Annotated in this window: 21 protein-coding genes; 16 read left to right on the top strand and 5 right to left on the bottom strand. The window is 60.5% G+C overall.

The annotated features are described in order from the left end of the window. Positions 1 to 223 precede the first annotated feature (223 nt). The 5 genes from P0D84_RS38355 to P0D84_RS38335 form a co-directional block, all read right to left on the bottom strand. Complete coding sequence (locus tag P0D84_RS38355) at positions 224 to 961, bottom strand: energy transducer TonB (protein WP_408346770.1); 738 nt, start codon at positions 959 to 961, stop codon at positions 224 to 226. Then, positions 954 to 1,352: an ExbD/TolR family protein gene (locus P0D84_RS38350; protein ID WP_408346768.1), complete on the bottom strand. Its 399-nt coding sequence runs from the start codon at positions 1,350 to 1,352 to the stop codon at positions 954 to 956. The genes P0D84_RS38355 and P0D84_RS38350 overlap by 8 nt, the downstream gene beginning before the upstream one ends. After that, entirely contained in the window at positions 1,349 to 2,074 is a 726-nt protein-coding gene (locus tag P0D84_RS38345) for a MotA/TolQ/ExbB proton channel family protein (RefSeq protein ID WP_408346765.1), read from the bottom strand. Before P0D84_RS38345 ends, P0D84_RS38350 begins: the two co-directional genes overlap by 4 nt. A gap of 46 nt (positions 2,075 to 2,120) precedes the next feature. Next, a complete protein-coding gene (locus tag P0D84_RS38340) occupies positions 2,121 to 4,469 on the bottom strand; it encodes a TonB-dependent receptor (protein ID WP_408346762.1) in 2,349 nt (782 codons plus the stop codon). Between the two features lie 253 nt (positions 4,470 to 4,722). Continuing rightward, the gene (locus tag P0D84_RS38335; protein WP_408346759.1) at positions 4,723 to 5,172 is read right to left on the bottom strand and encodes a Fur family transcriptional regulator; all 450 of its coding nucleotides are present in this window, start codon (positions 5,170 to 5,172) and stop codon (positions 4,723 to 4,725) included. Positions 5,173 to 5,721: 549 nt separating this feature from the next. On the opposite strand from P0D84_RS38335, the gene P0D84_RS38330 reads away from it, so the two are divergent. From P0D84_RS38330 to traD, 16 genes are all read left to right on the top strand, one after another. After that, a protein-coding gene (locus tag P0D84_RS38330; RefSeq protein ID WP_408349663.1) for an IS3 family transposase occupies positions 5,722 to 7,292 on the top strand; the annotation gives its coding sequence in 2 pieces (ribosomal slippage) (positions 5,722 to 6,202 and positions 6,202 to 7,292; 1,572 coding nt in all). Positions 7,293 to 7,842: 550 nt separating this feature from the next. After that, the gene (locus P0D84_RS38325; protein WP_408346756.1) at positions 7,843 to 8,088 is read left to right on the top strand and encodes a hypothetical protein; all 246 of its coding nucleotides are present in this window, start codon (positions 7,843 to 7,845) and stop codon (positions 8,086 to 8,088) included. Positions 8,089 to 8,193: 105 nt separating this feature from the next. Further along, the gene (locus P0D84_RS38320) at positions 8,194 to 8,655 is read left to right on the top strand and encodes an outer membrane lipoprotein (protein WP_408346753.1); all 462 of its coding nucleotides are present in this window, start codon (positions 8,194 to 8,196) and stop codon (positions 8,653 to 8,655) included. Positions 8,656 to 8,738: 83 nt separating this feature from the next. Then, positions 8,739 to 9,125 carry a hypothetical protein gene (locus P0D84_RS38315; RefSeq protein ID WP_408346750.1) on the top strand — a complete coding sequence of 129 codons (387 nt, stop codon included), beginning with the start codon at positions 8,739 to 8,741 and terminating at the stop codon, positions 9,123 to 9,125. A 411-nt stretch (positions 9,126 to 9,536) separates the two neighbouring features. Beyond that, entirely contained in the window at positions 9,537 to 10,364 is an 828-nt protein-coding gene (locus P0D84_RS38310; protein WP_408346747.1) for a hypothetical protein, read from the top strand. A 281-nt stretch (positions 10,365 to 10,645) separates the two neighbouring features. Beyond that, positions 10,646 to 11,671, top strand: coding sequence for an ATP-binding protein (locus P0D84_RS38305; protein ID WP_408346744.1), 1,026 nt, complete (start codon positions 10,646 to 10,648; stop codon positions 11,669 to 11,671). A 111-nt stretch (positions 11,672 to 11,782) separates the two neighbouring features. Next, positions 11,783 to 12,697, top strand: coding sequence for a hypothetical protein (locus P0D84_RS38300; protein ID WP_408346741.1), 915 nt, complete (start codon positions 11,783 to 11,785; stop codon positions 12,695 to 12,697). Positions 12,698 to 12,708: 11 nt separating this feature from the next. Next, a complete protein-coding gene (locus tag P0D84_RS38295) occupies positions 12,709 to 13,983 on the top strand; it encodes a vWA domain-containing protein (RefSeq protein ID WP_408346738.1) in 1,275 nt (424 codons plus the stop codon). Positions 13,984 to 14,307: 324 nt separating this feature from the next. Continuing rightward, positions 14,308 to 15,357, top strand: a complete 1,050-nt coding sequence (locus tag P0D84_RS38290) for a TadA family conjugal transfer-associated ATPase (protein WP_408346735.1) — start codon at positions 14,308 to 14,310, stop codon at positions 15,355 to 15,357. Positions 15,358 to 15,372: 15 nt separating this feature from the next. Beyond that, a complete protein-coding gene (locus P0D84_RS38285; protein ID WP_408346732.1) occupies positions 15,373 to 15,726 on the top strand; it encodes a conjugal transfer protein TrbC in 354 nt (117 codons plus the stop codon). 1 nt (position 15,727) lies between these two features. Continuing rightward, positions 15,728 to 16,036 (top strand): VirB3 family type IV secretion system protein, encoded by a 309-nt coding sequence (locus P0D84_RS38280; protein ID WP_408346729.1) that lies wholly within the window; start codon positions 15,728 to 15,730, stop codon positions 16,034 to 16,036. Further along, positions 16,030 to 18,492, top strand: coding sequence for a VirB4 family type IV secretion system protein (locus tag P0D84_RS38275; RefSeq protein WP_408346726.1), 2,463 nt, complete (start codon positions 16,030 to 16,032; stop codon positions 18,490 to 18,492). Before P0D84_RS38280 ends, P0D84_RS38275 begins: the two co-directional genes overlap by 7 nt. Before the next feature lie 25 nt (positions 18,493 to 18,517). Continuing rightward, the gene (locus P0D84_RS38270) at positions 18,518 to 19,285 is read left to right on the top strand and encodes a type VI secretion protein (RefSeq protein ID WP_408346723.1); all 768 of its coding nucleotides are present in this window, start codon (positions 18,518 to 18,520) and stop codon (positions 19,283 to 19,285) included. Positions 19,286 to 19,288: 3 nt separating this feature from the next. Further along, a complete protein-coding gene (locus P0D84_RS38265) occupies positions 19,289 to 20,299 on the top strand; it encodes a type IV secretion system protein (protein WP_408346720.1) in 1,011 nt (336 codons plus the stop codon). Next, positions 20,299 to 21,693 carry a TraI domain-containing protein gene (locus P0D84_RS38260; RefSeq protein ID WP_408346717.1) on the top strand — a complete coding sequence of 465 codons (1,395 nt, stop codon included), beginning with the start codon at positions 20,299 to 20,301 and terminating at the stop codon, positions 21,691 to 21,693. Before P0D84_RS38265 ends, P0D84_RS38260 begins: the two co-directional genes overlap by 1 nt. Then, positions 21,690 to 23,561, top strand: coding sequence for a conjugative transfer system coupling protein TraD (gene traD, locus P0D84_RS38255; RefSeq protein ID WP_408346714.1), 1,872 nt, complete (start codon positions 21,690 to 21,692; stop codon positions 23,559 to 23,561). The genes P0D84_RS38260 and traD overlap by 4 nt, the downstream gene beginning before the upstream one ends. The last annotated feature ends 3 nt before the right edge of the window (positions 23,562 to 23,564 follow it).

Raw genomic sequence — 23,564 nt, 5'->3', positions numbered from 1 at the left:
GGAGCGTGACTATCTTTGCGGTACTGACTTTCCATGTTTATGTGTAACGGCGCGCGCACCGTCATTGGCAGTTTTGGTTGACACCACTCATTGGAGTCACTCAGGCAATATCTACCAGCGTCCGCTTCCAGACCGACAGGAGATGCGTCAAGCCAGTTAGTGAGCCTTGCGGCACTGGACGTTCCTACATCAGGTCGCTGCCAGTGCATACGCCAGGTATGCGCTACTGGACCACGAGGTGGACGCGAACGTCCTGCTGGCTCTCGACTGGCTTGCCATTCTCGGTGGCGGGGAAGAAGCGCCAGTTGTGCAGCGAGGCAAGCAGCAGCTCGTTCAGACGCGGCTGTTGCGTCGGCTGCAGGAGTTCGACCTCGACGGAGCCGTCCGCGTGAATCGTGAAACGCGCAAGCGCAATGGCGTGATACGCGGCTTCGCGCAAGTCGTCCGGGATTTCCGGCAGTGGCTGCGCGATTACGTGCGCGCCAGTATGGCCGCTGCCGCTTGCGGCGAGGGCGGTCGCGGGCGGTGAACGATTGACGACACTCTCCGATGACATGGCCGATGCCGGCGGCGCAGAAGGCGCGGGGGATGGCGCCGCAGCGGCCGAGGGCGCTGCTGGCGGCGCCACATGCGCGGCAGCTTGCTGGGACGGTTCCTGGTGTACGGGAGTTGCGTGATGTGCCGGCGCGGGCGTTGCATGCTTGATGTTCGCCGGCGGTGCCGGATGCGCCGGCGCGGCCTGCGCGGGCGTGTTTGTGGCTGGCAGCGGGGGCTCAATTTCAACGAGTTGAGCGTCGAGATTCGGAGGCGACGGCGGCGTGATCTCAGGCGTCACGAGCAGTCCGCCGACGAGCACGAGCGCTGCGCACCACAATGCGAATGCGACGGCCACCGCAACGACGATGCGTGCTCTCGGTTCGTCCAGCAAGGACGTATTGCTGAGGCGGCCGACGTTACTCATGGTGAACGGCGATCAGGAAGTGCTGCACGCCGGCTTTCCGTGCTTCGAGCATCGCCTTGACGACCACGCCGTGCGACGCGGCGTCGTCGGCGGCAACCACCAGGTTGCCGTCGGGTTTCAGCAACGGCCGCAGTTCGCCCGCTAGCGCCGCGAGCGGCACCGGCTGCCGATTGACGAAGATAGCATTGGCGCGCGTGACGGTGAGGGTCAGCGGCGTGTCCAGATTGAGCCGTTGCGCCTGGCCGCCCGGCAAGTCGATCTTCATCGAATCAAGCCGCTGCATCGAAAGCGATGCGAGCATGAACGTCGCCAGCAAAAAGAACATCACGTCGATCATTGGGATGATTTCGATCTTCCCGCGCCGAGCCTGTCTTGAGCGTTTCAGTTTCACGTGCGCGGTCCTTGCGCATGCTCACGGGCGAGCCACAACTGCGCCGGCCCTTCCGCGCGCTCCCGGTCGAGCCGGCGTTGCGCCACTTCTTCCGGATCTTCCTGGTCGAGTCGGAGCTGCCCGATCAGCCGTGTGCCGACCCGCTCGAAGTGATCGAGCAACTCGCCGACCCGCCGGGAAAAATAATTGAACGCGAAGAGCGCGACCAGAGCAATCAGCAGGCCAATCGCGGTCGCGATCAGCGCTTGCGCGACACCGCCCGTCACACCGGTCGGGTTCACCACGCCCTGTCCGCCGATCAGCCGGAACGAGTGCATCATGCCGATAATCGTGCCGAGCAGTCCCAGCAGTGGTGCGGCCGTCACGATGGTTTCGAGCAACCACAGCCCGCGGTTCAGCGCGCGCTCGATATGCTGCGCGGCGGTCTCGGCACGTGACTCGATCCACCAGATCGGCGCAGTGCCGCCATCAAGAATCGGCGCGGCGAAGCTACGCAGGGCATGGCGCTCGGGCAGCGCCGCAATCTGTGCGCGTGTCTGCGCGAAATCGACGACGGGGGCTTCGATCAGTTGGTCAATGCGGGCTGGAATTCGCGCGAACCGATGCAGCGAATAAGCATTGTCGAGGATGATCGCAAGGCCGGCCACCGCGAGGACGGTCAAGGGGTAGATGACCCATCCGCCCAGGCGCACGGCGAGAAACAGTTCGGAAAAATCGTTCATGGTGTCGTGGGTTCCTGCTCACGCGGCGGGACGCCGCGCGGGCGGCTTAAAAGTATTTCGTGACGCCTGCGTAGAAAGCGCGCGTCGGTGCGAACTGCGGGGCGCCAACGCCAATTCCGGAACCGTCGCGCAATTCGTAGGCGCGATTGAGCAGATTGACCACGACCAGGCGACCATCGAAGTTGCCGATAAGGGGAGCCTGGAAGTGATGGATGACCGCGAGGTTGATATTCACATAGAACGGCACATGGTCCGTGTTCGCAAAGCCGCTGCGCAGACCACTGCCGAAGGTGGTATCCGCGCTGTAGGTCGTGCGCGCAAACGTGTAGGCGATCCCCGCCGAACCAGTAATCAACTGGTCGTGGTCGAGGTTGACGGGATGGCTGGCGATGTACGCAAGTTCCGCGGGATCGAAATTGAACTGGCCCGAGACGATGTTTTCGCCAGTTGCGCGGCTGAGCGCCAGGTTCGCGTACGCGGAAAAATGGTCATCCTTGTAGTTGGCGGTCAATTCGACGCCGTAATCGTGGCCGGTCTGGTAGTTGAACGGCGTGTTGATCAGGGCGGTGCCGAACTGCCCTTCGTCGAGCAGATCGGTCGCCTTCTTGTAGTAAGCATCCACGCCTACCGTGACGGCGGAGGTGACACGTTGGGTTACGCCGACGTCGAAGTAGTCGCTGCGCTCCGGCTGCACCGGCGAATTTTGCGGGTTCGCAGCCTGGTTCGTCGTATTGTTGAACTGCGCCACCGTGGTCGGCGCGATCAGTTCGAGAGGGGGAGGTGTGAAGTACCGCGCGTAGCCTGCATGCAGCGTGGTGCTCGGCGTTGCCTTGTACACCAGGCCGACGCGCGGGCTCAACTGACTGGCGTCGACAACTTCGTTCATTTTGTCGTAGCGTAACCCGTAGTTGATGATGAGCTTGTCGTTCACCTTCCACTCGTCTTGCACATAGACGCCGAAGAGCCTGCCGATCGTCGTGCTCGCGCTGTTGATCGTAAACGGCTGGTCGGAGGACTGTGCGCCATCGACCGTGGGGAACACCGAGACGCTGTCGTTGGCGACCGCGCGGTCCTGTTCGAAATACACGCCGGCGCGCAGCGTGTGCGAACTGTTCAGCCGGTAGGTGGTATCGCCCTGCAGTCCATTGGCCCAATTGCTGCGGAAGTCTTGCGAAGCGACGCCGTTAAAGAGCAGGTCGCCGATCGGATCGGGGTTGAACTGCGTGCGCGTATAGCGCGTGAAGTACGCGACCTGATAGTCGAGCTTGTCGCCGTTCGTCCCCTGCAACGCGACGGTCGCGAAGTTGTTGAGTTCACTCTGGGTTTCGTTGAGCGCGGCCGAATCGAAACTGGTCTGGCCGTTGAGCGTGAAGTTGGTCGGCTGACCGGGTGTATTCGGGATCTGGAACTGGTTGCTCGCGGTGCCAAAGACGACGCTGACGCGGGTAAGCGGGTTGATCAGGTACGACATGTAGCCGAACGCATTGCCTTGCCGGGTGTGGTCGTGCAGCGGCGAGCCGTCCGAGGTGGGCGCTTCGATGCCGAGATCGTTGACGCCGGCCGAACCGCTGAAGAAGTAAGTCAGCGCGCCCTCCGTGCCGTACACGTTGCCGCTTGTCTGCGCGGTGCCGTGGCTGCCGCCGTACATGTCTATCGATCCGCCGTTGCCCGCTTCGCCCGACTTGGTCTTGATGTCGACGATGCCGGCCGTGCGCAACCCGTATTGCGCGGGAAGCGCGCCGGTGAGCAGGTCCACCTGGTCGATGATGCGGGTATCGAACGACTGGCCGAAGCCGGAGATCGGTTCCGGAATCATGATGCCGTTGATCCGGTACTGCAGGTTCGCGTGTTCGCCGCGGACATGGATCTGGCCGTACGAATCCTGCGCGACGCCCGGCGCTTGCAGCAGCACCTGGTTCAGCGTCGTCGCTTCGCCTTGCGGCATGTTCTTGATGTCCGAGTTGGTGATCCGGTACACACTGCTGCCGGTTTCCGGCGACAGTCCGTTGCGCGCCTGGTCGAGGCGCTGGGCACTCACCTGCACGTCAATCGCGTCGCTTTTTGTGAGCGCGACGGTAACAGAACTTGCCGTTGCGAGGCTGGTGGTGGCAACGCTGCTCCCGCTAGCAAAACCCGTTGCGCTAACAACGATCGCATAGGTCCCCGGCGCGACGTTCTGCACCGCGAAATGCCCGCTTGCATCGGTTTTTGTTGTTCCTGCCGACGCCCCGGTTGCGGTTTGAAGGACCACATTGGCATCCGCGACGGGCTTGCCGAGACTATCCGTAACGAGGCCGCCTACCGAGCCGTCGCTCGGTGCGGCATAGACATGGCCCGCTAGCGCTTGCGCGAAGAGCAGCAGCGCAGCGTGAGAGAAAAATGTGCGGTGTTTCATTAAGTCGATTGTGGTTATTGAATAGGTCGCATCGCGCTACGCGGTATCCCCTGCGTCATCGCGCCCAGTTGTCCTTGTCCCGGGCAATACCGCACTGCGGCGGTACTTCTAAAGCCACCGCTATCGGGATCAGTAGCCTTTGAACGCGAACTGTTAAATGCAATAGGAGATGTTATAACATAACATTGAAAAATAATACACGCATGGCGTTTTTTTCTCGCTCGTGACTGCATTGCGAGGCGGGTACAAAAGGTCACCCGGCATACGAGCAGGACTCGCACAACCCCTTAATTTCCGTTTCCTGGCCATCGACGACGCAGTGAGCGGTGCGCGCCGCGCACTCGAGCGTCTTTCGCAGCGTCTCGTCGTGGACCACCGAAACCGACCCGCAGCGCTTGCACACCATGAAGACTTCGTGCTGTCCATCGACGTCGCCGCACACCATAAAGGTACTGGTCGTGGCGACGCGCCTCACAAGGCCTTGCTCCATCAGGAAATGCAAGGCTCGGTAGATAGTGGATGGTGCGGTTTTGGTGCGGACCGCCCGCATGTCTTCCAGCAACTGATACGCCGTGGCGCGGGCGCTCCGGCTCAGCAATAATGCGAGGACTTGCCGGCGCCGGGGCGTCAGCCGATGCCCATGCAATGTGCAGCGGGCATCAGCCTGCCGTAAGAATGCATACGTCGCCTGTATTCCGGTCATCGAGTCCTTGCCTGGATAACAGGGAAAATCATTGGGTTCTATGTGCGTGATATGTCATCACGTCACTTGTAGCCGCCGGCTCCGCCACTATCGTTACATGTCAAAGGCCGCCTGCTATCTTTCGTGAATCGTGACATCTCCTCGTCAAGCCATCGCAGCCGTTACGGCCGGCGACACATGACTTTTTGTGAGCCTCACTTGCCGGCACCAGTTGGCGTCTTACTCGTGTGAACAAGGACACGACCGCTAACGGGCTGGCGCTACAGCAATTGGCGAGCTACGGAGCGCCCTACCCGCGGCTTTACCCAACCCGAACCCCTGTCCTTTCCCGCTGACACCGATCGCAACACCTGCGTTCGGAGTCGAGAAGGGCGTCAACTTCAGGGGTGCTGGTCACGAAGCGAGCGAGGCTCGCAACCTGATGTTCGAGGCGCTGGCGAAGCGTCGAAGGGTCAATGATCTGGAGGGACATGGCGTGTCCCCCTGCGTCACAATAGATGTCGCCTCTGAATTTTCTTGATTTAAAGAGATCAGAGGTGCAAGTTGAAGTTGAAACAAACGTATTCTGTCGAGTTTAAAGAGCAGGCGCTATTGAAGGTCTTTCACCGCGGAAGTCGCACCATCGGATCCGTGGCCGATGAATTGAACATGAACGTAATGACCTTAAAGAACTGGATGAAAGGTGCCGCTGCATCGACCCGGGGCGATGGATCCGGACACGCAAAACGTCCGGAAGACTGGTCGTTGGAAGAGCGCCTGCTGGCCTTGCAGCAGAGCCATGGGCTGGTCGAGGAGGCCCTGAACGCGTGGTGTCGTGAACGGGGCCTGTTTGTCCATCATCTCGATCAATGGCGCGCGGACTTCTGCGCCGCCGGCGGGACAGGAAGCCGGCGCGAGAGCGCCCAGGCAGTCCGTGAACTGAAGCACGCCAATATGCAACTGCAGCGCGAATTGAACCGCAAGGAGAAAGCGCTGGCTGAAGCCGCGGCGCTGCTGGTGCTGCAAAAAAAGTATCGTGCGCTGTTCGGGGACGAGGCCGAATGACGGCCCTCGAAGAGCGCAAAACATTGATTGGTTTGATCAGCGAGGCGACCATGGGCGGTGCTCGCCAGGCACGCGCGTGTGAGGTGCTGGGGCTGAGCGCCCGGACGGTACAGCGCTGGCAGGGCGCTCAGCCTGACGCGGTGGATGGGCGCTCGTTACGCTGCTTTGAGCCGCCTCACAAGCTGAGCGCTGCCGAACGTGCCGAATTGCTGGCTGTCGCGAACTCAGCCGAATTCGGTCATCTGCCGCCGAGCCAGATCGTTCCACGCCTGGCTGACCAGCAACGCTACATCGCCTCGGAATCGACCTTCTACAGGGTACTGCGCGAGGAGAATCAACTCGCGCACCGGCGTAGTGAACGCCCGACGACCGTGCGCAGCAAGCCACGCGCGGTCTGTGCCGACGCGCCGAACCAGCTCTACAGCTGGGATATCACTTACCTGCCGGCGGCGGTTCGTGGGCAGTATTTCTATCTGTATCTGTTTATGGACGTGTTTAGCCGCATGATCGTCGGCTGGCAGGTCTATGCCGAAGAGAGCAGCGCCCAGGCCAGCGAGGTACTCAAGGATCTCTGTGCGCGTGAAGCAATACAGCCCAACCAGGTCATTCTGCATTCCGATAACGGTGGTCCGATGAAGGGGGCCACGATGCTGGCCACCTTGCAGGCGCTGGGCGTTATGCCGTCATTGAGTCGTCCGGGCGTGAGCAACGACAATCCCTATTCGGAATCGCTGTTCAAAACGCTGAAGTACCGACCCGCTTATCCGCTGGAGGCGTTCGATACCCTGTTCGCCGCGCGGACCTGGGTTGCCGGGTTGGTGCGCTGGTACAACCACGAACATCGTCACAGCGCGATCCGGTTCGTGACGCCAGCCCAGCGTCATGCCAATCTCGATCAGGACATCCTGGATCGACGTGCAGCGCTCTACGAGACTGCGCGGCAGCGTAATCCGCTGCGTTGGAAAGGCCCCGCCCGCAACTGGAAGCGCATACATGCCGTGCATCTGAATCCGGATCGGGCCGACGACGATGGCGTCATTCCACAACCCCGCTACCAGGAGCGAAAAGCCGCCTGAAATTTAATTGTCGAGGCGACAACTACTTTGACAACGGCCGCGTGTCGAAGTGAACTGGATGATTCATCTTCGCAGCCACAGCATTCAGTCAAGCCGCGTCAGACGCCGCGTCGGCAATGAGCGCCAAATATCTTGTCTTTCGAAAGGGGCAGACGAGACGCGCTCGATAGAATGAAGTCTCTCTCAGGCTCGTACACCGCACCCCGGAAGTATTGCGGCAGAAACATCCCGATTTCGAACCAGCTTTCACCGCAGCCAATTTCCAACGGACGAAAAAAGCCAGCCTGAAGACCGGCAATAAAGTTCGGCTTGAGCTACGGATTACAACGAGAAGGGCGTGTTGCTAACCGATGCGATCGCAGCAGCAAGGGCCACGACGCAAACCAGAAAGGTGAGCATCTTCCAAGCTTCAGCATCCTGCCTGGCGTACCAGGCGAGGCTACTGACTGCATGTTTTAGCCGGGCTGATGCCCGTCGAATATCAATTTCACCCATGTGGGGAGCCTCTTCCCACAGGGAAAGGCTCCCCCTTCTTCAAGGAGCTTTTCCCATGTCTGCAATCGCATCCACTCCGATCGTCAAGGTTCAAACGCTGAATGGCTTCACGGCCGATCAACGTGTGAGTGCAACGGACGTAGAAGCGCATCCGCCCAAGGTGTACAGCGGCACGATCAGTTCCGTCTGGACCGATGGATCCGCCATCGTGAGATGGGATCCGGGCTTTACGTTTGAAGCGGCAAGACACCTCGTCAAAAACGGGAACATCGATCTGCATCATCTTCGCCGTCTGTCGTAATCGACGGTTCAGCACGAGTGCGGGGAAGTCGCTCCCGCTCTCCAAAACCGCTTCCCATCAGGCAGGCACCCTTTGCGGGGTGCTTGCCATTTTTTTGAGCCAGCCATGTTCAAACTTCTTCTCTCCACGCTCGTTCTTTCCATCCTGACGGGTTGCGCTTCTGCGGATTTCGGTTCGCCGAACACGTACCAGCGTTACGACGTGCAGCGCATCGGCCAGATGGAGGCAGCGACGATCATTCGTGTGCGTTCAATCACCATCGAAAGCAGTTCCGACTCGTCGGGGGTGACTTCGATTGTCAGTGCGGCGGCGAGTGCGTTTCTTGGCTCCCAGATCATCGGGAACGGTCGGGGCCGCTACATTTCCGGCGCCTTGTCCGGTGCCGCTGCGGGCGTGATTTCCCAACACGTCAGCGCAATGATGTCGCGTCACAGCGGCATTGAGGTCTTCCTGCGACGGGCCAACGGTGAAACGGTGGTCGTGTCGCAGGTCGACGATCAGCAGTTCTCCCCCGGCGAACATGTCTATCTCATCTCCAGCGGGTCCGGTTACCGGATCACCCACTGAACCCCTTCTACGCACCTTAATTAGCGCGTTTCCCTTGCGGGGCAGCCCCGCAAGGGCGCTGTCTCGCCTTCTGAGACACAACCATGAAACTACCCAAGTTGTTCCATGCGGACCGCACGTCCGCAGGCGCGACCGCTGCCCTTCAGCAGCAGGCAACGCGTGTACTTCGACGTGTCGCGCAAGACCTTCGTCTGCGTTCGCATGAAATCATCCTTCAACCGGCCCGGCGAAACATTCCAGGCCGCGTTTCGCTTCGTACCGAGACGCTGTTTGTCGATGTGCTGGACCAGCCCTGCCAGAAGCGCGTCGCACTCAGCTTTCGCACGCGCTCCGGCCGCTCGGACCTGACTGGCGGTGGCGAAAACTACGTGCCGATCGAGCAGATCGAATCGACGCGCGGTTATCAGTCGTTCCTCGAAGGCCTGCGTCTGGCTGGCGGCATTGACACCAGTTCGGGAGGTCGCCGATGAAACTCGCGAAAGTTAAGGTCGAATACACCAGCGGCACAACGATCACGGAGCGGGTAAAGCTCGACCCGGGAACGGGAAAGGTGATGTTGCCTCCGCGCCTCCACGCGTTGCTGAAGACGATGGATGAGTCGGAATGTTCACCGGCTCTCGGGCTCTATTTCAATGGAATCGTTCTGCGCGTCCGGGTGCTTGCCGACGGCTCGTACGGTGTGGACCTGCCGACCGAACCGCAACCGGGTTTCCGTCGTGTGATGAATGCCATTACTTATCCGTCAAAGGACCAGCGACAACAGAATGCGCGTTACTTGCATACGTTGTCTGCCGCGTCGATTGGCGGCCTCGTGGGCTACGTCCACGCGCCATCGCAACGGTCGGCACGAGGTCCATGTTGCTTACGCGCTCGCGGACGGGATGCCGGTTCCAGAGGCGGTCCTGGCCGAATATCGCGAGCTTCCCGACAAGTTCTCGACGGATGTGCGCCGGGGCAAGGTGCTGCTCGATGTCCCGGAACTGCGTGGAGCGATGTCACCAGAGAAGGTCCGAACGCTCGCGAGCGTGATGTCGCGTGAAAAGGGCGGAATTACCTCCGGCAATGCGGCACTTCTCGCGCTGGTGATGCGGCTCGCACCGAACGAACCGTCTTTCGTGGAAGTCGACGATCTGCTGTTCCGCCACGGTCTGGTGCAGGCGTACGGCCTGCCTGACCGCTACGCTACCGCGCAGTCGCTGGGCGCCCCGGTCTCGGCGTTTGCGGAGGTGTTTCGCCGGCTCATGGCGGATTCGCGTCGCGATACGTCGATCGTGCGTCTTCGGCAGGAGCGCGCGGCAGGTCGGATCAGCCAGCGCTCGTTCGACCAGCAGATGCAGATTGCACAGCTTGAGCACGGTCGCGAAACGTTCGAATTCGGCAACGAATTTTCGAACGCCATCGACAGTGGCAATCTGCCGTATCTGCTCGACCTGCTGGACCGACCGGACGATGCGAATCGCGTGTCGAAGAAGGCGGTGCGCGGATCGTTCGGGGTGAAGCTGCTCGGCGTTCGCGCGGCCGCACGGCGCCGCGCGGTTTTCGAGCTTGCCGGCTTCGATGAGGCACAGCAGGCCGAATGGGAAGCTGCTGGCGCGGCGCAACGCGAAGTATTGATGCGCACGCACAACACAATCCGCGCGGGGGGCGTCGCGTTGATCCATCCGGCTGTCTATGGTGGAAAGACGATGGTGGCTCAACGCGCAGCCTGAATCAGCCCAATTCCTTGAACACACCCGGCCTCGCGCCGGGTTTTTTTACGTCCGTCTGTCGCGGCCATCGGCGCGGTTGAGCAACGGGCGCCGGTTAAGACGGTATGAAAATGCAACGATTCGACGCCGCCGACCGTGCTTCGCTCCCTACACTGAGGTCTTCACCCGCGTCATTGACGCATCGACCTCGCCGACACGTCGGCATCCTTTTATCGCCCCCAAGGGACCACGTCCCTACGGGCGTAGTCCTTTCGGGGCTTTCTCTTTTCTGGAAAGCCATCATGAAAGTTACGCCCGCTCAACTCACTGAGCTGCTCTCGTTGTATGTCCCGAAGCGTCTGCCGGTACTCATCACCGGTCGCCCGGGTATCGGCAAGAGCGATATCGTCGAGCAGACAGCGCGGGACACCGATCACGAACTGCTCATCAGCCACCCGGTAGTCGAGGATCCGACCGACTCGAAAGGGTTGCCGTTCCCCGGCGCCGACGGCACCACCGCCAAGTTCCTGCCGTTCGGCGATCTGGAACGCGCGATGACGGCAAGACGCCCGCTCATCTGGTTTCTGGACGATCTGGGACAGGCCTCGCCCGCTGTTCAGGCAGCCAAGATGCAACTGCTGCTTGCGCGTCGCGTCGGTGAGCATGTTCTGCCGCCGCAAGTGACGTTTCTGGCGGCAACCAACCGTCGAACTGATAACGCTGGCGTGACCGGGATTCTCGATCCGGTCATTTCGCGTTTCGCCACGGTGGTCGAGCTGGAACCGACCATCGACGACTGGACAAAATGGGCCGTGCGCTCGAATGTCCAGGCGGAACTCATCGCGTTCCTGCGATTCCGTCCGGACCTGCTGTCCGTCCAGAAGACCTCGCGTGACATCGAAAACGCGCCGAGTTCCCGTAGCTGGGGATTCGTCGCGAAGACGATGGAGATTGTGCCCAGGCATCTTGAGCACATCTCGTACGCGGGGTCGGTTGGCGAAGGCGCCGCAACGGAGCTCGTGAGCTTCCTGCAGATCTACCGCGAGCTGCCGTCGCCCGACGCGATTCTCCTTACGCCGGACACGGCAGTGATCCCGGAGAAGACGTCGGCCCTCTACGCCGTGGCAACTGCACTGGCTGCTCGCGCGAGCGAGGCGAATTTCGATCGCGTGGTGACGTACACCGAGCGGTTGATCGACGCGGGGCACCGCGAGTTTGCGGCGCTGCTGGTTCGTGATTCGGTACAGCGGACGCCGGCAGTCCAGAACTCGTACGCCTTCATCCGGGCTCAGGCCGGACAGATCGGCGACATCATCCGCGGCGATTAATTTCGCCTCAGTCTTTCTCACGCTTCATCCCTTCATGGCTCTGACGTGTCTTCGGACACCCAGGGCCATTTTTTTCGCTTCATCCATTCCCTTTCTATACGGAGTTTTCTCATGAATATCTCTAACATCCAGTCGAAGGTCATGCTGTGCTCGGTCACGATTTCCACGTGGGTTGCCCGTCGATTCGACGGCAAGGCCACCGAAGAGGTCGAAACCCGGCACCACACGAAGGGTATCGGCAGATTCAACAAACGCCTTCTGCCGGAACACGCACCGAGCTTCAAGGAAGTTGTGACGATCGCCGGGCGGATCCGGTCGTATTTCTACGATCATTCGTTGAAGTACGACCAGCTTGGCGTGCGGCTGCTGCCGACGATGGTGTACATGGAGTTTGCCGAAAAGATGCGTTCGTTGAAAGACGAATTCGATCTGGCGGTGTCCGTGTTTCTCACTGACTATCTGGACCTGAAGGAACGCGCACGCGCGGAACTGAACGGACTTTTCAACGAGGCGGACTATCCGACCCTCGCGGAACTGTCCACGAAGTTCGGCGTCAAGATGGCCGTGCTGCCGTTTCCGGACGCCAGCCAGTTCGGCGTTGACCTGCCCGAGAACGTGCTGACGACGCTGAAAAGTGAGCTCGACCAGCACGTTCTTGCCTCGGTTGCGACCGCGAACGAGGAACTCGTCCAGCGCCTGTACGAGGCTGTGTCGCAGATGGCTTCGCGCCTGTATGCGACTGGCAATGTCCGGCTCGACGTCGCCAACAACGTGCGCGATCTGTGCGCGTTGCTGCCGAAGCTGAACTTCGCCAACGACCCGAAGCTCACCCATATCCTCGAACAGGCGAAGACGCACCTCGCGGTTCACACGGGTGCGGATCTGAAGGAGTCGCGTGTGCTTCGGTCGCAGGTGGCCAGCAAGGCACACGAGATCGAGGGGCTGATGGCCGCGTTCATGGGCATTACGCCTGAATCGGAAATCGAGCCGGCGGAACAGACCGCCCAACTGCGCCTTGTCGCGTAAGGAGGGAGGTCATGGACCGCACCATGATGGTGGCGAGCAACGGCGCGGTTCATCCGCGCATTTCGAAGCAGCGAACGGAGCTGGTTCTGTCGCAACCGTTTTTTGGCGCGCTCGCGTTGCGCCTGAAAATTGTTGAGGACCGGTCCGCCAGGACGTTCTGGGTGGACGGGGAGTCGCTGGGTTACAACCCCGACTACCTGGACACGTTGAGCGATATCGAAGTTCGCGGCGTGCTCGCGCACGAAGTACTGCACGTGGTCAATGGTCACTGTTGGCGTAAGGACGCGCGTGAGGACGAGCGTTGGAACGACGCCTGCGATCACGCGATCAACCCGATCGTGATTTCGTCGGGAATGCAACTGCCGAAGGGTGCGTTGCGTGATCCGCGCTTTTCGGGCAAGTCCGCCGAGGAGATTTATGGCGCGCTTTCCCAGGACGCGAAGCAGAAGCAGCCCCAGCCGCAAGCGAACGCACAACCGAAGCCGGACGGTCAGCCTTCAGGACCGGATGGAAAGGGTGCGGGTGGGCAGCCGCGTGACAGGCGTGGTGAACCCCAGCAGCAGGCAACCGGGCAACCGGGTGATCCGTCGCCCGGCTCCGGGGCTTCCTGCGGCGAGGTCCGGCAGTACAAGGGGCAGGATAAGCCGGTGAAGGAAGCCGAGTGGAAGGTCGCCGTCGTGCAGGCCGCGAAAGCGGCTCAGATGCGCGGCAAGCTGCCCAGTGACCTTCAGGCAATGGCTGGGGAAGTAGTACGGCCGGTCGTTGACTGGCGCGCGGTCCTTCACCGTTTCGCGCAGCAGTCGTCTCCGACCGACTATAGCTTCGCCACGCCGAACCGCCGGTATCTGCACCTTGGGTTCTATCTGCCCTCGTTGCATACGCCGGCGGTCGGTGACGCGGTCTTCGTGCGTGACTCGAGCGGATCCGTCTTTGACGAGACGCAGGCGCAGTTCGATGCCGAGATACTTTCGGTGTTTCATTCACTCAGGCCCGCGCGGCTGATCGTGATGGACTGCGATACGCGCGTCACGCAGGTGCAGATCTTCGAACCGGGCGACTCGCAGGAGATCAAGCCTGTGAGGGGCGGGGGAGGGACGACGTTTACCGAGCCCTTCAACCGCGTCGTCGCAGACGGCCCGAATCCGGCGTTTCTGGTCTACCTGACGGATATGGAGGGGAAGTTTCCCGCCGTCGCGCCGCACTTTCCGGTGCTGTGGGCCTCGACCACACCGCTCGCGCGGGCACGTCGGGCGCCTTTTGGCGAAACCGTGGAAGTCATCTGTTGAACCGGGGTCGCTCCCGGTGAACGCTCTCGAACGAACCCGGCCTTGTGCCGGGTTTTTTTTCGTCCAGACGTTTTGCGACCTGTCGAACGTGGAGGGATGCTGGCGACCAAAAGCTATATGTTTTTCGGGGTCTTTCTCCCGAAATGGTTGTAACGCGTTAAAGCCTTCTTCCCATGCGCGCGAGTCTTTTCCAGCGACGGGAGCATTCCGCAATTCTCCCTGCTACGTGGCGCGAAAGCCGTTTGATTTCGCATCCCTTTTGCAGCCTGCCCGACAGAGGCAGCAACAACAATAGTCCCATGTTAGACCGCCCCAAAGCATCGCATGTCCGACCTTGACGATAACCCTGTCCTGAAGTTGCAGCCGTTGAAGGCGGGCGCCGTCGAAATGTTCTTCCAGGCGCTCTCGCCGGTAAAGGATTTTCTCGACGCGCCTGACATCGCGGAAATCATGATCAACGACCATCGCAACATCTGGATCGAGCACCGCGGCGTGATGTCGCGCGTCAACGTCGATCTGCGCCCGGAGCATCTGGAAGGCGCGATTCATTCGCTGGCGTCGTCCGTGGACAAGTCGGCCCGCGCCGGCAGCGACAAGGGAATCATCAACGCTGGTCACAAGAACCTGCGTATTGCGGCAGTGATGAATCCGACCGCCATTGACGGCCACGCGCTCAGCATACGGAAACACCGCGAATCGAAGATGTCGCTCGAGGACTACGTGAGCATGGGCGCCTTCGCAAAGTCCAATGCACGGCCTGAGGAAGCCGAGGCGGTCCATTTCGAGGATGGCATCGAGAACGAAGCGCTCATGCGCGCGCTGAAAGCGCTTGTCCAGTCGCGCAAGAACGTGCTCGTCGCGGGCGGCACATCGGCAGGCAAGACGACGTTTCTCAACGCACTCGTGAGCGTGATCCCCGAGGACCAGCGCGTCATCACCATCGAAGACACGATGGAACTGAAGGTGCAGGTTCCGAATCGCGTCCGGCTGCTCTCGAATGCTGACACCAACGTCACGACGCAATTGCTGGTTGCTCTCTGCCTGCGGTTCCGTCCCGACCGGATCATCGTTGGCGAAGTGCGCGGCGGCGAGGGCTACGACCTCCTGCAGGCGCTCAACACGGGCCACGACGGTGGCCTTGCGTCACTTCACGCCAACAACGCGCGCACTGCGCTCAGCCGTCTGGAAAGCCTCGCGATGCTAGGCATTCCTCCCGGCTCGCGCTGGGAGTTGGCCGACATGCGCAAGAACATCGCCGACTGTTTCAACTACGTGGTGCATTTCAAGCGGACCGGTGAAATGCGGCACGTCTCTGAAATCGTCGAAATCCGGGGTTTTCGCAGTAACGATTACGACCTACGACGTGTTTTTTAACGGGAGCATCAAAAAATGAAGCAAAAGAAGTTTTTCAGTACGGCCCTCGCAGTAGCAAAGAGGCTGCGTCCGGGCAAGCCGATGGTCATGGGTATGGTGCTGAGCGTGGCGTCGGCCGCGGCGATGGCTGCGGGAGATTATTCAACGCTCACGGGTCTGACCGACATCATCTGCACGATCAGCAACCTGATCAGCGGCCCGTATCTCTACGGCATCGGCATCGTGCTGATTACGCTGGGCGGCGTCGCGGTGGCGAACTCCGAAAGCAATATCGCGAAGACATTCTCGGTTGTGCTGGTCGGTCTCGGTATCGCCTCGGTCGCGGTGCCAGTCATGCGCGATCACTTCCACATGGCAGTCGCCTGCTGATATGCGCCAGCACAAGGTCAGTCGCGGGCTTTCCTTGCCCCGCCAGATGGGCGGCGCCGATCGCATGCTCGCAATCCTGAACGGCACGCTGACCGCATTGCTGACGTATACGAGCTGGAGTCCGTCGTTCCTGCTGGTGGGCGTAGTGGTTCATTTCTATCTCCGCTGGCGTAGTTCGAAGGATCCGTGGTGGCGGCTTGTCATGCTCGTCTACAACCGCTACCCGGACGTCTACGAGGCCGAACCCAATGCGAAATTCAGTGCGCGGTTCAAGCGCCCTTACGGTTTTGATCAGGACCTCCCATGCTGAAAATGCCGTTCACGAAACGCGCGGTCCAGGAAGTTGCTCCGTGGATGACGTTGGTAACGCCCGAGCTTGTCCTCGACAAGGATGGCTCGCTGCTAACGGTCTTCGAGTTTGACGGCATCGACGCAGACACCCCAAATCCGGCGGACATCACCGCTGCCAGGGACAATCTGGACCACGCGTGCCGAAATTTCGACCACCGCGTCACTGCGTGGTGGCGGGTTTCCCATCGCCGGGTGAGGGGTGGAATTGACGGCGACTTCGCATCCGCGGCGGACGCGCGGGTTGACGCCATCAACCAGGCCAATATCGGCAGTGGCAAGTATTTCCGAAACTCGCATTCTCTTTCACTCGCGTTCACGCCTGAAACCGGCCTGTCACGCATTTTCGACAAGATCGGCTATCACATGACAATCGGTGGCAAGAATGTCGCCGTCGCCATGTTCGAAGCGGCCAAGGATATGCTTCTCGCTCGCAGCGCTTTCGTGTTCGACCTTACCAGGATCCAGAACGAGATCAAACGGTTCGAAGCGGTGATCGACGGCTTCACTGGAGGCGTCACCCGCCTGAAAGTTAAGCGCCTCCAGTTGCAGAACGTTCTGTCGTTCCTGCATCAGCGTGCGAACCCAAGCACGCCCAAACGGCGCGTTCGCTATCCGGTCACGATGCTGGACACGCATCTGACCGAGACGACCGTCACGATCGGCGCAAACGAGTTGATGTTTGAGTCGGCGCACGGCAAGGTCTATGCGCGCATCATCGGCGTCAAGGAATGGATGGGCTTCCAGGAGGCGGCGCTGGACGTCCTGTCGCAGATTGACGCGGAACTTGACGTATGCGTGATGTTCCGGTTTCTGGATTCGTCGCGCGCAAGCGCCTACATCAAGAAAATCCGTGGTTTCTACAAGGCGGCCGCATTCAACCCGGTCGCCATCCTCAAGCAGTGGGCAACGAAAGAAGAGCAGAAAAACGACGAAGGTCGCGAAGTTCTGGCGAAAGAAGCGAGCGAGGCGCTTGCCAAGCTTGACGCTGAGGGGCAGCAGTATGGCTTCGCGAACATTTCGATTGTGGTCTACGGCAGCACACCGGAGGAATGCGAAGACGCGACCCGCCAGGTCGTGGGCGTCATTGGTAACGCCGGCTTCGGGGTGATTCCCGAGAAAGATAATCTCTTTGCCGCGTGGTGTTCGACATTGCCGGGGCGCTGGGACCAGCAAAAGCGCCTGCAATTTGTTGAGACACCCGCGGTCTCCGACATCGCCCCGCTATGTAGCGTCGGCGAGGGTTCGACCGTCAATGACTGGCTGACACAACAGTCCGGTACCCGGACCGGGCCGCTGACGTGTCTGCCTACCCGCCACCGGACGTTGCAAAACGTGGATCTGCATCATCCCGGTGGCAAGGCTCACACGCTTGTCGTGGGTCCTATTGGCGCGGGCAAGTCCGTGCTGCTCAATTACCTGATGTCACAAACTGGACGACATGGCGCGCGCCGCATCCGCTTCGACAAGGACCGATCGACGCGAATTCCAACGCTCCTCGGCGGCGGTCGCTTCATCGACGCGACCGGGCGGTTCGAGGCCGCGACTTCGGTGAATCCGCTTTCGCTTATCGGTGAAGAGAAGCACTGGTCGTACGTGGCCGAATGGGTAAAGCTTGTGATCGAGGGTGAGGAGTACACCTGCACACCCCAGCAGGAAACCGACATCTATGAGCGTATCCGCGTGCTCGCAACCGCGTATCCGCCGGAGAAGTGGTGCCTGTCGGGCCTGATCACACTGCTTCCTGCAGAACTGCGCGAACGTCTGGCCGTCTGGACCGCCGGGCAGAAAAATGGGCGCTTCTTCGACCACGTTGAGGACGGCTTTTCGCTCTCGGATGACCTGTCCATCGAGATGGGCGATCTCTTCCAGAATTTCCCCGTTGCTGCGGCGCTGTTCATGGACTACGCCTTCTACCGGATCGCGCAGATTCTGGATGGGAAGCGCTACACCGTGATCGAAATCGAGGAGGCGGGCTTCTTCTTCACGTACCCGAAGTTCTATGCACGTCTGGAAATCTGGGCCGTGACGATCCGGAAACTGAACGCGGCGCTGTTGATGGCGACGCAGTCATTGCGCCAGCTCGCGCGCGTGCCAAACTTCGAGATCCTGAAGGAGAACATTCCAAACCTGATCTACCTGCCAAACAGCGACGCGATCAACAATCAGGCGCTGTACAGCGAAATTTTCGGGCTTACGCAGCACCAGATCGGGATGATCTCGAACGCCGTCCCCAACCGCGATTACCTCTGGGTGACGTCCACACAGACCCGGATGTTGCAGGCAGCCTTCCCGAAGGAGGCGCTTGCCTACCTGCGTTCGGACGGACGTGCCCAGGCTCTGCTCGACAAGCACGTGAAGTCGGGCGTCGATAACTGGCAGGACGCGTACGTGCGCGACGTCCTTGCTAACGCTTAACGTCTGGCTCCCGGAAACCCTCACCATGATGAAAAAACTGCTCAGTACCCTTACAGCGGCCGGCGCACTGACCTTCGGGTTTGCGCAGCAAAGCAACGCACAGCTTGCCGTCATTGACCCGACTAACCTCATCCAGAATACGCTGTCAGCGATCGGGGCGGTCAAAGGCGAGGTCTATCAGGATACGAACCTCATCTACCAGTATCAGATGATGCTCAACCAGCTGAAACAGGCGACGAACCTGAATCCGGCGGCGATGCTCGCGCAAGCCAATACGATCACGAATGACATCAGCTCGCTCACGAAATACACCAGTTCGTTGACATCGCTCTACGGCGGCCTGCAATCCAACGCCCAGTACGCGACAAAGGTCCAGGCGCTCATCACGCAGTCGGGCAAGACGCCGAGCCAGTGGTTCACAGACCAGAGCACGCTGATCAATAACAACGACCAGACAGCGAAGCAGCTCTTCCAGCAGGGCAATGATGTCATGTCACACGTCAACACTCTCGCCCAGCGGCGGCAGGAAATCCAGAACCAGTTGAACATGTCGCCCACGATGGAAGTGACCTCACAACTTACGACGCACATGCTGGACATCGTGGCCAGCCAGAACGGCGATATGTTGCAGATGATGGCCGCGAAACAGCAGGCCGACAGCGTCGCACAGGCAGCCAGGACTGCCGGCGACCAGACGACCAATAACGCGCGTATTGCACTGCAGTCGCAGATGGACCGGGAGCGGGCGGCTTACAACGCCACGATCGGCTCGTCGAAAGTCCTGGGGCAATAAGTCGTGAGCAATTTTTCCTTCCTGGCATTGCGTGCAATGTTGCTGGCGCTTTGCGTTGTTGTCGCGACGTCACTGGCATCGCAACCGGCATTTGCACAATCCACGGGGGCGGGCGGTTCGTTGACCACTACCGCGCCCCTGTCGAGCAATAACGGAGACTTCACGAAAGGGTCAACGGATGCGATCAGCCAGATGCAGGGGCTGCTCGGAAATATCATTCCGGCCGCTGTGACCGCGAGCGCCGGTGTGCTCACCGAGGCCAACAAGTTTGCGTGGGGCCTTGGCGTCATCAGTCTGGTACTCGTTGGAATCCGGTTTTCTGGCACCCATCATCCGATCTCCGCATGGGTCAACCTGTTCGAAGAACTTGCGATTCTCGGGATCTTCGTTGCGTTGTACCTGGGCTATAACACATCCGCACCGGGATTCTGGAACTGGTTTCAGACGCTTGCCACCGATATTGGCGGCGGGGCCAATAATTCGATTTCCACGCAGATGAGCACACTCGCGGGGACCGTTCTCGACGCGTTGAAGGCGAAGATGACGGTCATCACCGTACTGACCCAGTTCAACGCAACGCTGACAGACGTGATAGTGCTGCTCCTGGCATTTGTGGTGATGTGTCTCGCGTCGGTCGTCTTCATGTATTACTCGGCGGTCGGGCAGATTCAGGCGGCCGTCGGCATCGTCCTCGGGCCTATCGCTATTGCGCTGGGCTTGTCCAGCTACACGCGTGGCTATTTCCAGAAGTGGCTGGACTGGATGATCCATTCCGGCATGTATGTCGTAATGGTGGCCGTCCTGATGAAGCTGATGGGCACGAATATCTCGTCGGCGGTAACAAAGGTGACCACCGTAGGCGGATCGACGCAGGTCAGCGGCGCGTATGTATTCGATCTCGCGGTGTTCATACTGCTGCTGTCGTTTGAGATTCCGAAGCTGGCCGGGATGTTTGGCAGCGGTGCAGGTGCGAGCGGTACCGGCGCGCTCAAGCTGATGAAGGGATTCATCTGATGACTATTGCCCATCGTCCCCTCGCGCCGGACGCGCTGCTTGCGACCCATCAGAAGCGCATCGAGCTCGTGCGCCAGTGTGCCAACGAAAGCACACTGGCGGAGTTCGAGCGGAAATGGCTCGCGGTCCTTCAGCGGTGCGCCGGCTGGTTCTCGTCGATGCCGCTCACGCCCGAGTTGCATGCGGAGCCGGGTGGTGCATTCCGGGCCACCATCGAATCGACGTTCTATGCGATGCGCCTCGCCGGCGGTCAGAAATTCGCGGCTGATATGACTTCGGACAAGCGGCGGCGGCTTGAGCCGCAGTACATCTACGCCGTATTCCTCGCGGCCGCATGTTCATCGCTTGACGAGCCGTGCAGGCATTTCGACTTCACGCGGGCATCTGATCGCGCGCAGTGGAATCCCGCCGCGCATGGGGCGTTCGGTAGCTGGATTGGCGACAGCGAATATCTGGTGCAGCGTCGAACTGCGCCGCTCAAGAGCGAGCGCATGCGCACAGCGATGTTCGCGCAGACGGTCATTTCACCGGAGTTACTGTCGGGCCTCGATACAGCAGTGCTCGCGGACCTGTTCGGGGCGATCAACCCCGAGAAAAGCCCGCAGGGATTTGAGCCGCTTGTGCATAAGGTGGTACGGCAGGCGATGGACGTGGCGGTCGATTTTGAACGCAAGGCGCAGCGCGGCGTTTTCGCGCCGGTCAAATTTGATGTGCCATCGGCTGTGCACGTCGCGCTCGAGCTTCAGCCACAACAGACTGCGCCAGCCGCATCTGAGCCGGCCGCTCCCGCTCCCGCTGCCGCGGCGGCGACCGGCGTGTCGCCCATCGCGAATACCCAGAGCATGGTCGTCGTTCCGCCAGTGGGCGAAACTCGCCCCGATGCACCCGCACTCGCTCCGACGTCCCCGGCCCCGACCGCCCCAGCACCAGCGCCGGCCGGTCCCCAGCTTTCCCAGTCGCTGCTCGATGCGTTGGAGCGCAGCGACGCACAGGCCGCAGCCGCAGCCGCGACTGGCCCTGCGGACCAGGCTGCGGACGTCGCACGCGCGCCAGCGGTCGATCCCTCTCAAATGCCGACAGCCACCGCGGCGCCGAAAGTCGGGCGCGCTGGACCAACGGACGACGAGCTTAACGAAATCCTCGGTCCCGGCTCGGCGATGATGCGGGAGTTTTTCCGGGCGCTGGCGGATGACGTGGCGTCCGGGAAAGCCAGGGTGACGTGGGATGAAAAGGGGCTGACGGTGCAGAAGCGCCTGATCGGTGCGTATGGTATGACAAGCGACACGCTCGTTGAGCAACTGAGAAAGCGCAGCCTCCTGCTGCGCGCGGCCGGCAATGACATCTGCATGGTTGAGCGCGCTGGCCGCCTGATCATGGAGCGGCCTGCCGCATGAACTACATCAACCACTTTCGCCCGATCTATGAGTTCCGGCCGTTGATTGTCTGGCCGTTCGTGATGGTCGGTATCTTCGCCTCGGGTATGCCGTACGGCTGGGCGTTCGCGCTCGCGTGTCTCGCGCTGCTCGTCATTCGCGGAGTTCAGGTCTGGCGTGCGCTCAGCTTCCGGATGGCCATTTCCACGAAGTGGTTGAGCAAGATCCAGATTGGAAAGCTGCTCGACACGCAGAACAGGATGCGTGAGCGGGAAAACTCGATGTTCCTCGGTATTGGGTTCGAATGGACCCAGAAGCACACGCAGATTGCGCACGACATTTTGCGCATGCCAGTGACTGACATTCCGTCGTTGCCGAGATGGTTGAACAGGACAAATATCGGGCGCGCGGTCGAAACGCGTATCGAGCTCCTGTTCGCGCCGGGCGACAGCGTCCGGGACCGGATGCCCCAGGGTTCGTCATGGATTCATGGCATGGAGCCGAAGAAGGTCCGTGTGCCGTTTCACTACAAGGCGATGGGTGGACACACGCTGGTGGGCGGGACGACCGGTTCGGGCAAAACGCGGACGTACGAGGTGATCTCGACGCAGGTCATTCACACCCTGAACGACGTGCTGATCATCGTCGACCCCAAAAACGACGATGACTGGAAAAACCGCGTTGAGAAAGAGTGCACGCGCACCGGCCGCAAATTCCTGTACTTCAATCAGGCGAAGCCGCACGAGTCGATCCGGCTGAACCCGCTGGAAAACTGGTCACAGCCTTCGGAAATTCCGTCCCGGATTGCGCAATTGATGGAGGAGGGGCCGTTTCGTGACTTCGCCTTTCTTTTCATCGACCGCGCCGTGAAAGGCGAGCTGTACGTCGGTGACAAGCCGAACCTGCGCTCGATCCTGAAGTACGCGCAGTCGGGTATCGGCACACTGCTGGACCGCAGCCTGCGCCGCTTCTTCGTTGAAAACGGTCTGCCGAACTGGGAAGAACTGACCGTCGCGCAGACGGTCAAGGATGCCCAGCGCAAGAACGACGTTTCGCTCGTCGACGGGATGGCCAAACTCTACATGGACCGGTTCGCGGCGCACGATCGCGGACATGAAACCATCGACGGCCTGATCGCGACCCACACGCACGATCGCGAGCATTACATGCGGATCATCGCGTCGGCGCTACCGCTGCTCCAGATGCTTGCAACCGGCGAGACCGGCCTGATGCTCGCCCCGAAAGCGGACGACTTCGAAGACGAGCGCGAGATCTGGGACATCGACAAGATCATCAAGCAGAAGGCCGTCCTGTACATGGGGCTCGATTCACTGTCAAACAACATCGTTCAGAAGGCGATTGCGTCGATGGCCCTGTCGGACGTCGCGGCGGTGTGCGGCTCGATCTACAACTTCTACAAAGAAAAGCCGGAGGTGGTGCTGATCATCGACGAGATCGCGGAAGCGATCAACGAACAGGTGATCCAGATCCTTAACAAGGGGCGCGGCGCGGGCTTCAAGGCGTTCGTGGCATTTCAGGCGCGGGCGGACCTGGAGGCAAAGCTCGGAAACGTCGCGAAAATGCTGCAGGTTTTGGGCAACCTGAACAACCAGATCATTCTACGATTGGAAGATAGCGACACCGCCAAGTGGTTCTCGGACAAGGTAGGGGAGACGGCTATTCGGGTGGTCAACATCTCGAACAGTACGAACACCACGACCGAATCCCATGCGATGGAGTTCAGCGGATCCCAGTCACGCACGCTGCAACTGGAGAAAGTGCCGTTGATTCCGATGCGCCTGATTCACAGCTTGCCGAACCTGCAATATTTCATGCGCAATTCGGGCGGTGCCGTATACCAGGGTCGAATTCCCATCATCGAAGGCTGAAAA

The organism is Paraburkholderia sp. RL17-337-BIB-A (genome assembly GCF_046025895.1).
Classification (GTDB): Bacteria; Pseudomonadota; Gammaproteobacteria; order Burkholderiales; family Burkholderiaceae; genus Paraburkholderia; species Paraburkholderia fungorum_C.
The sequence above is the reverse complement of the archived record's forward strand: the minus strand, read 5'-3'. Positions and strand labels throughout refer to the sequence as shown.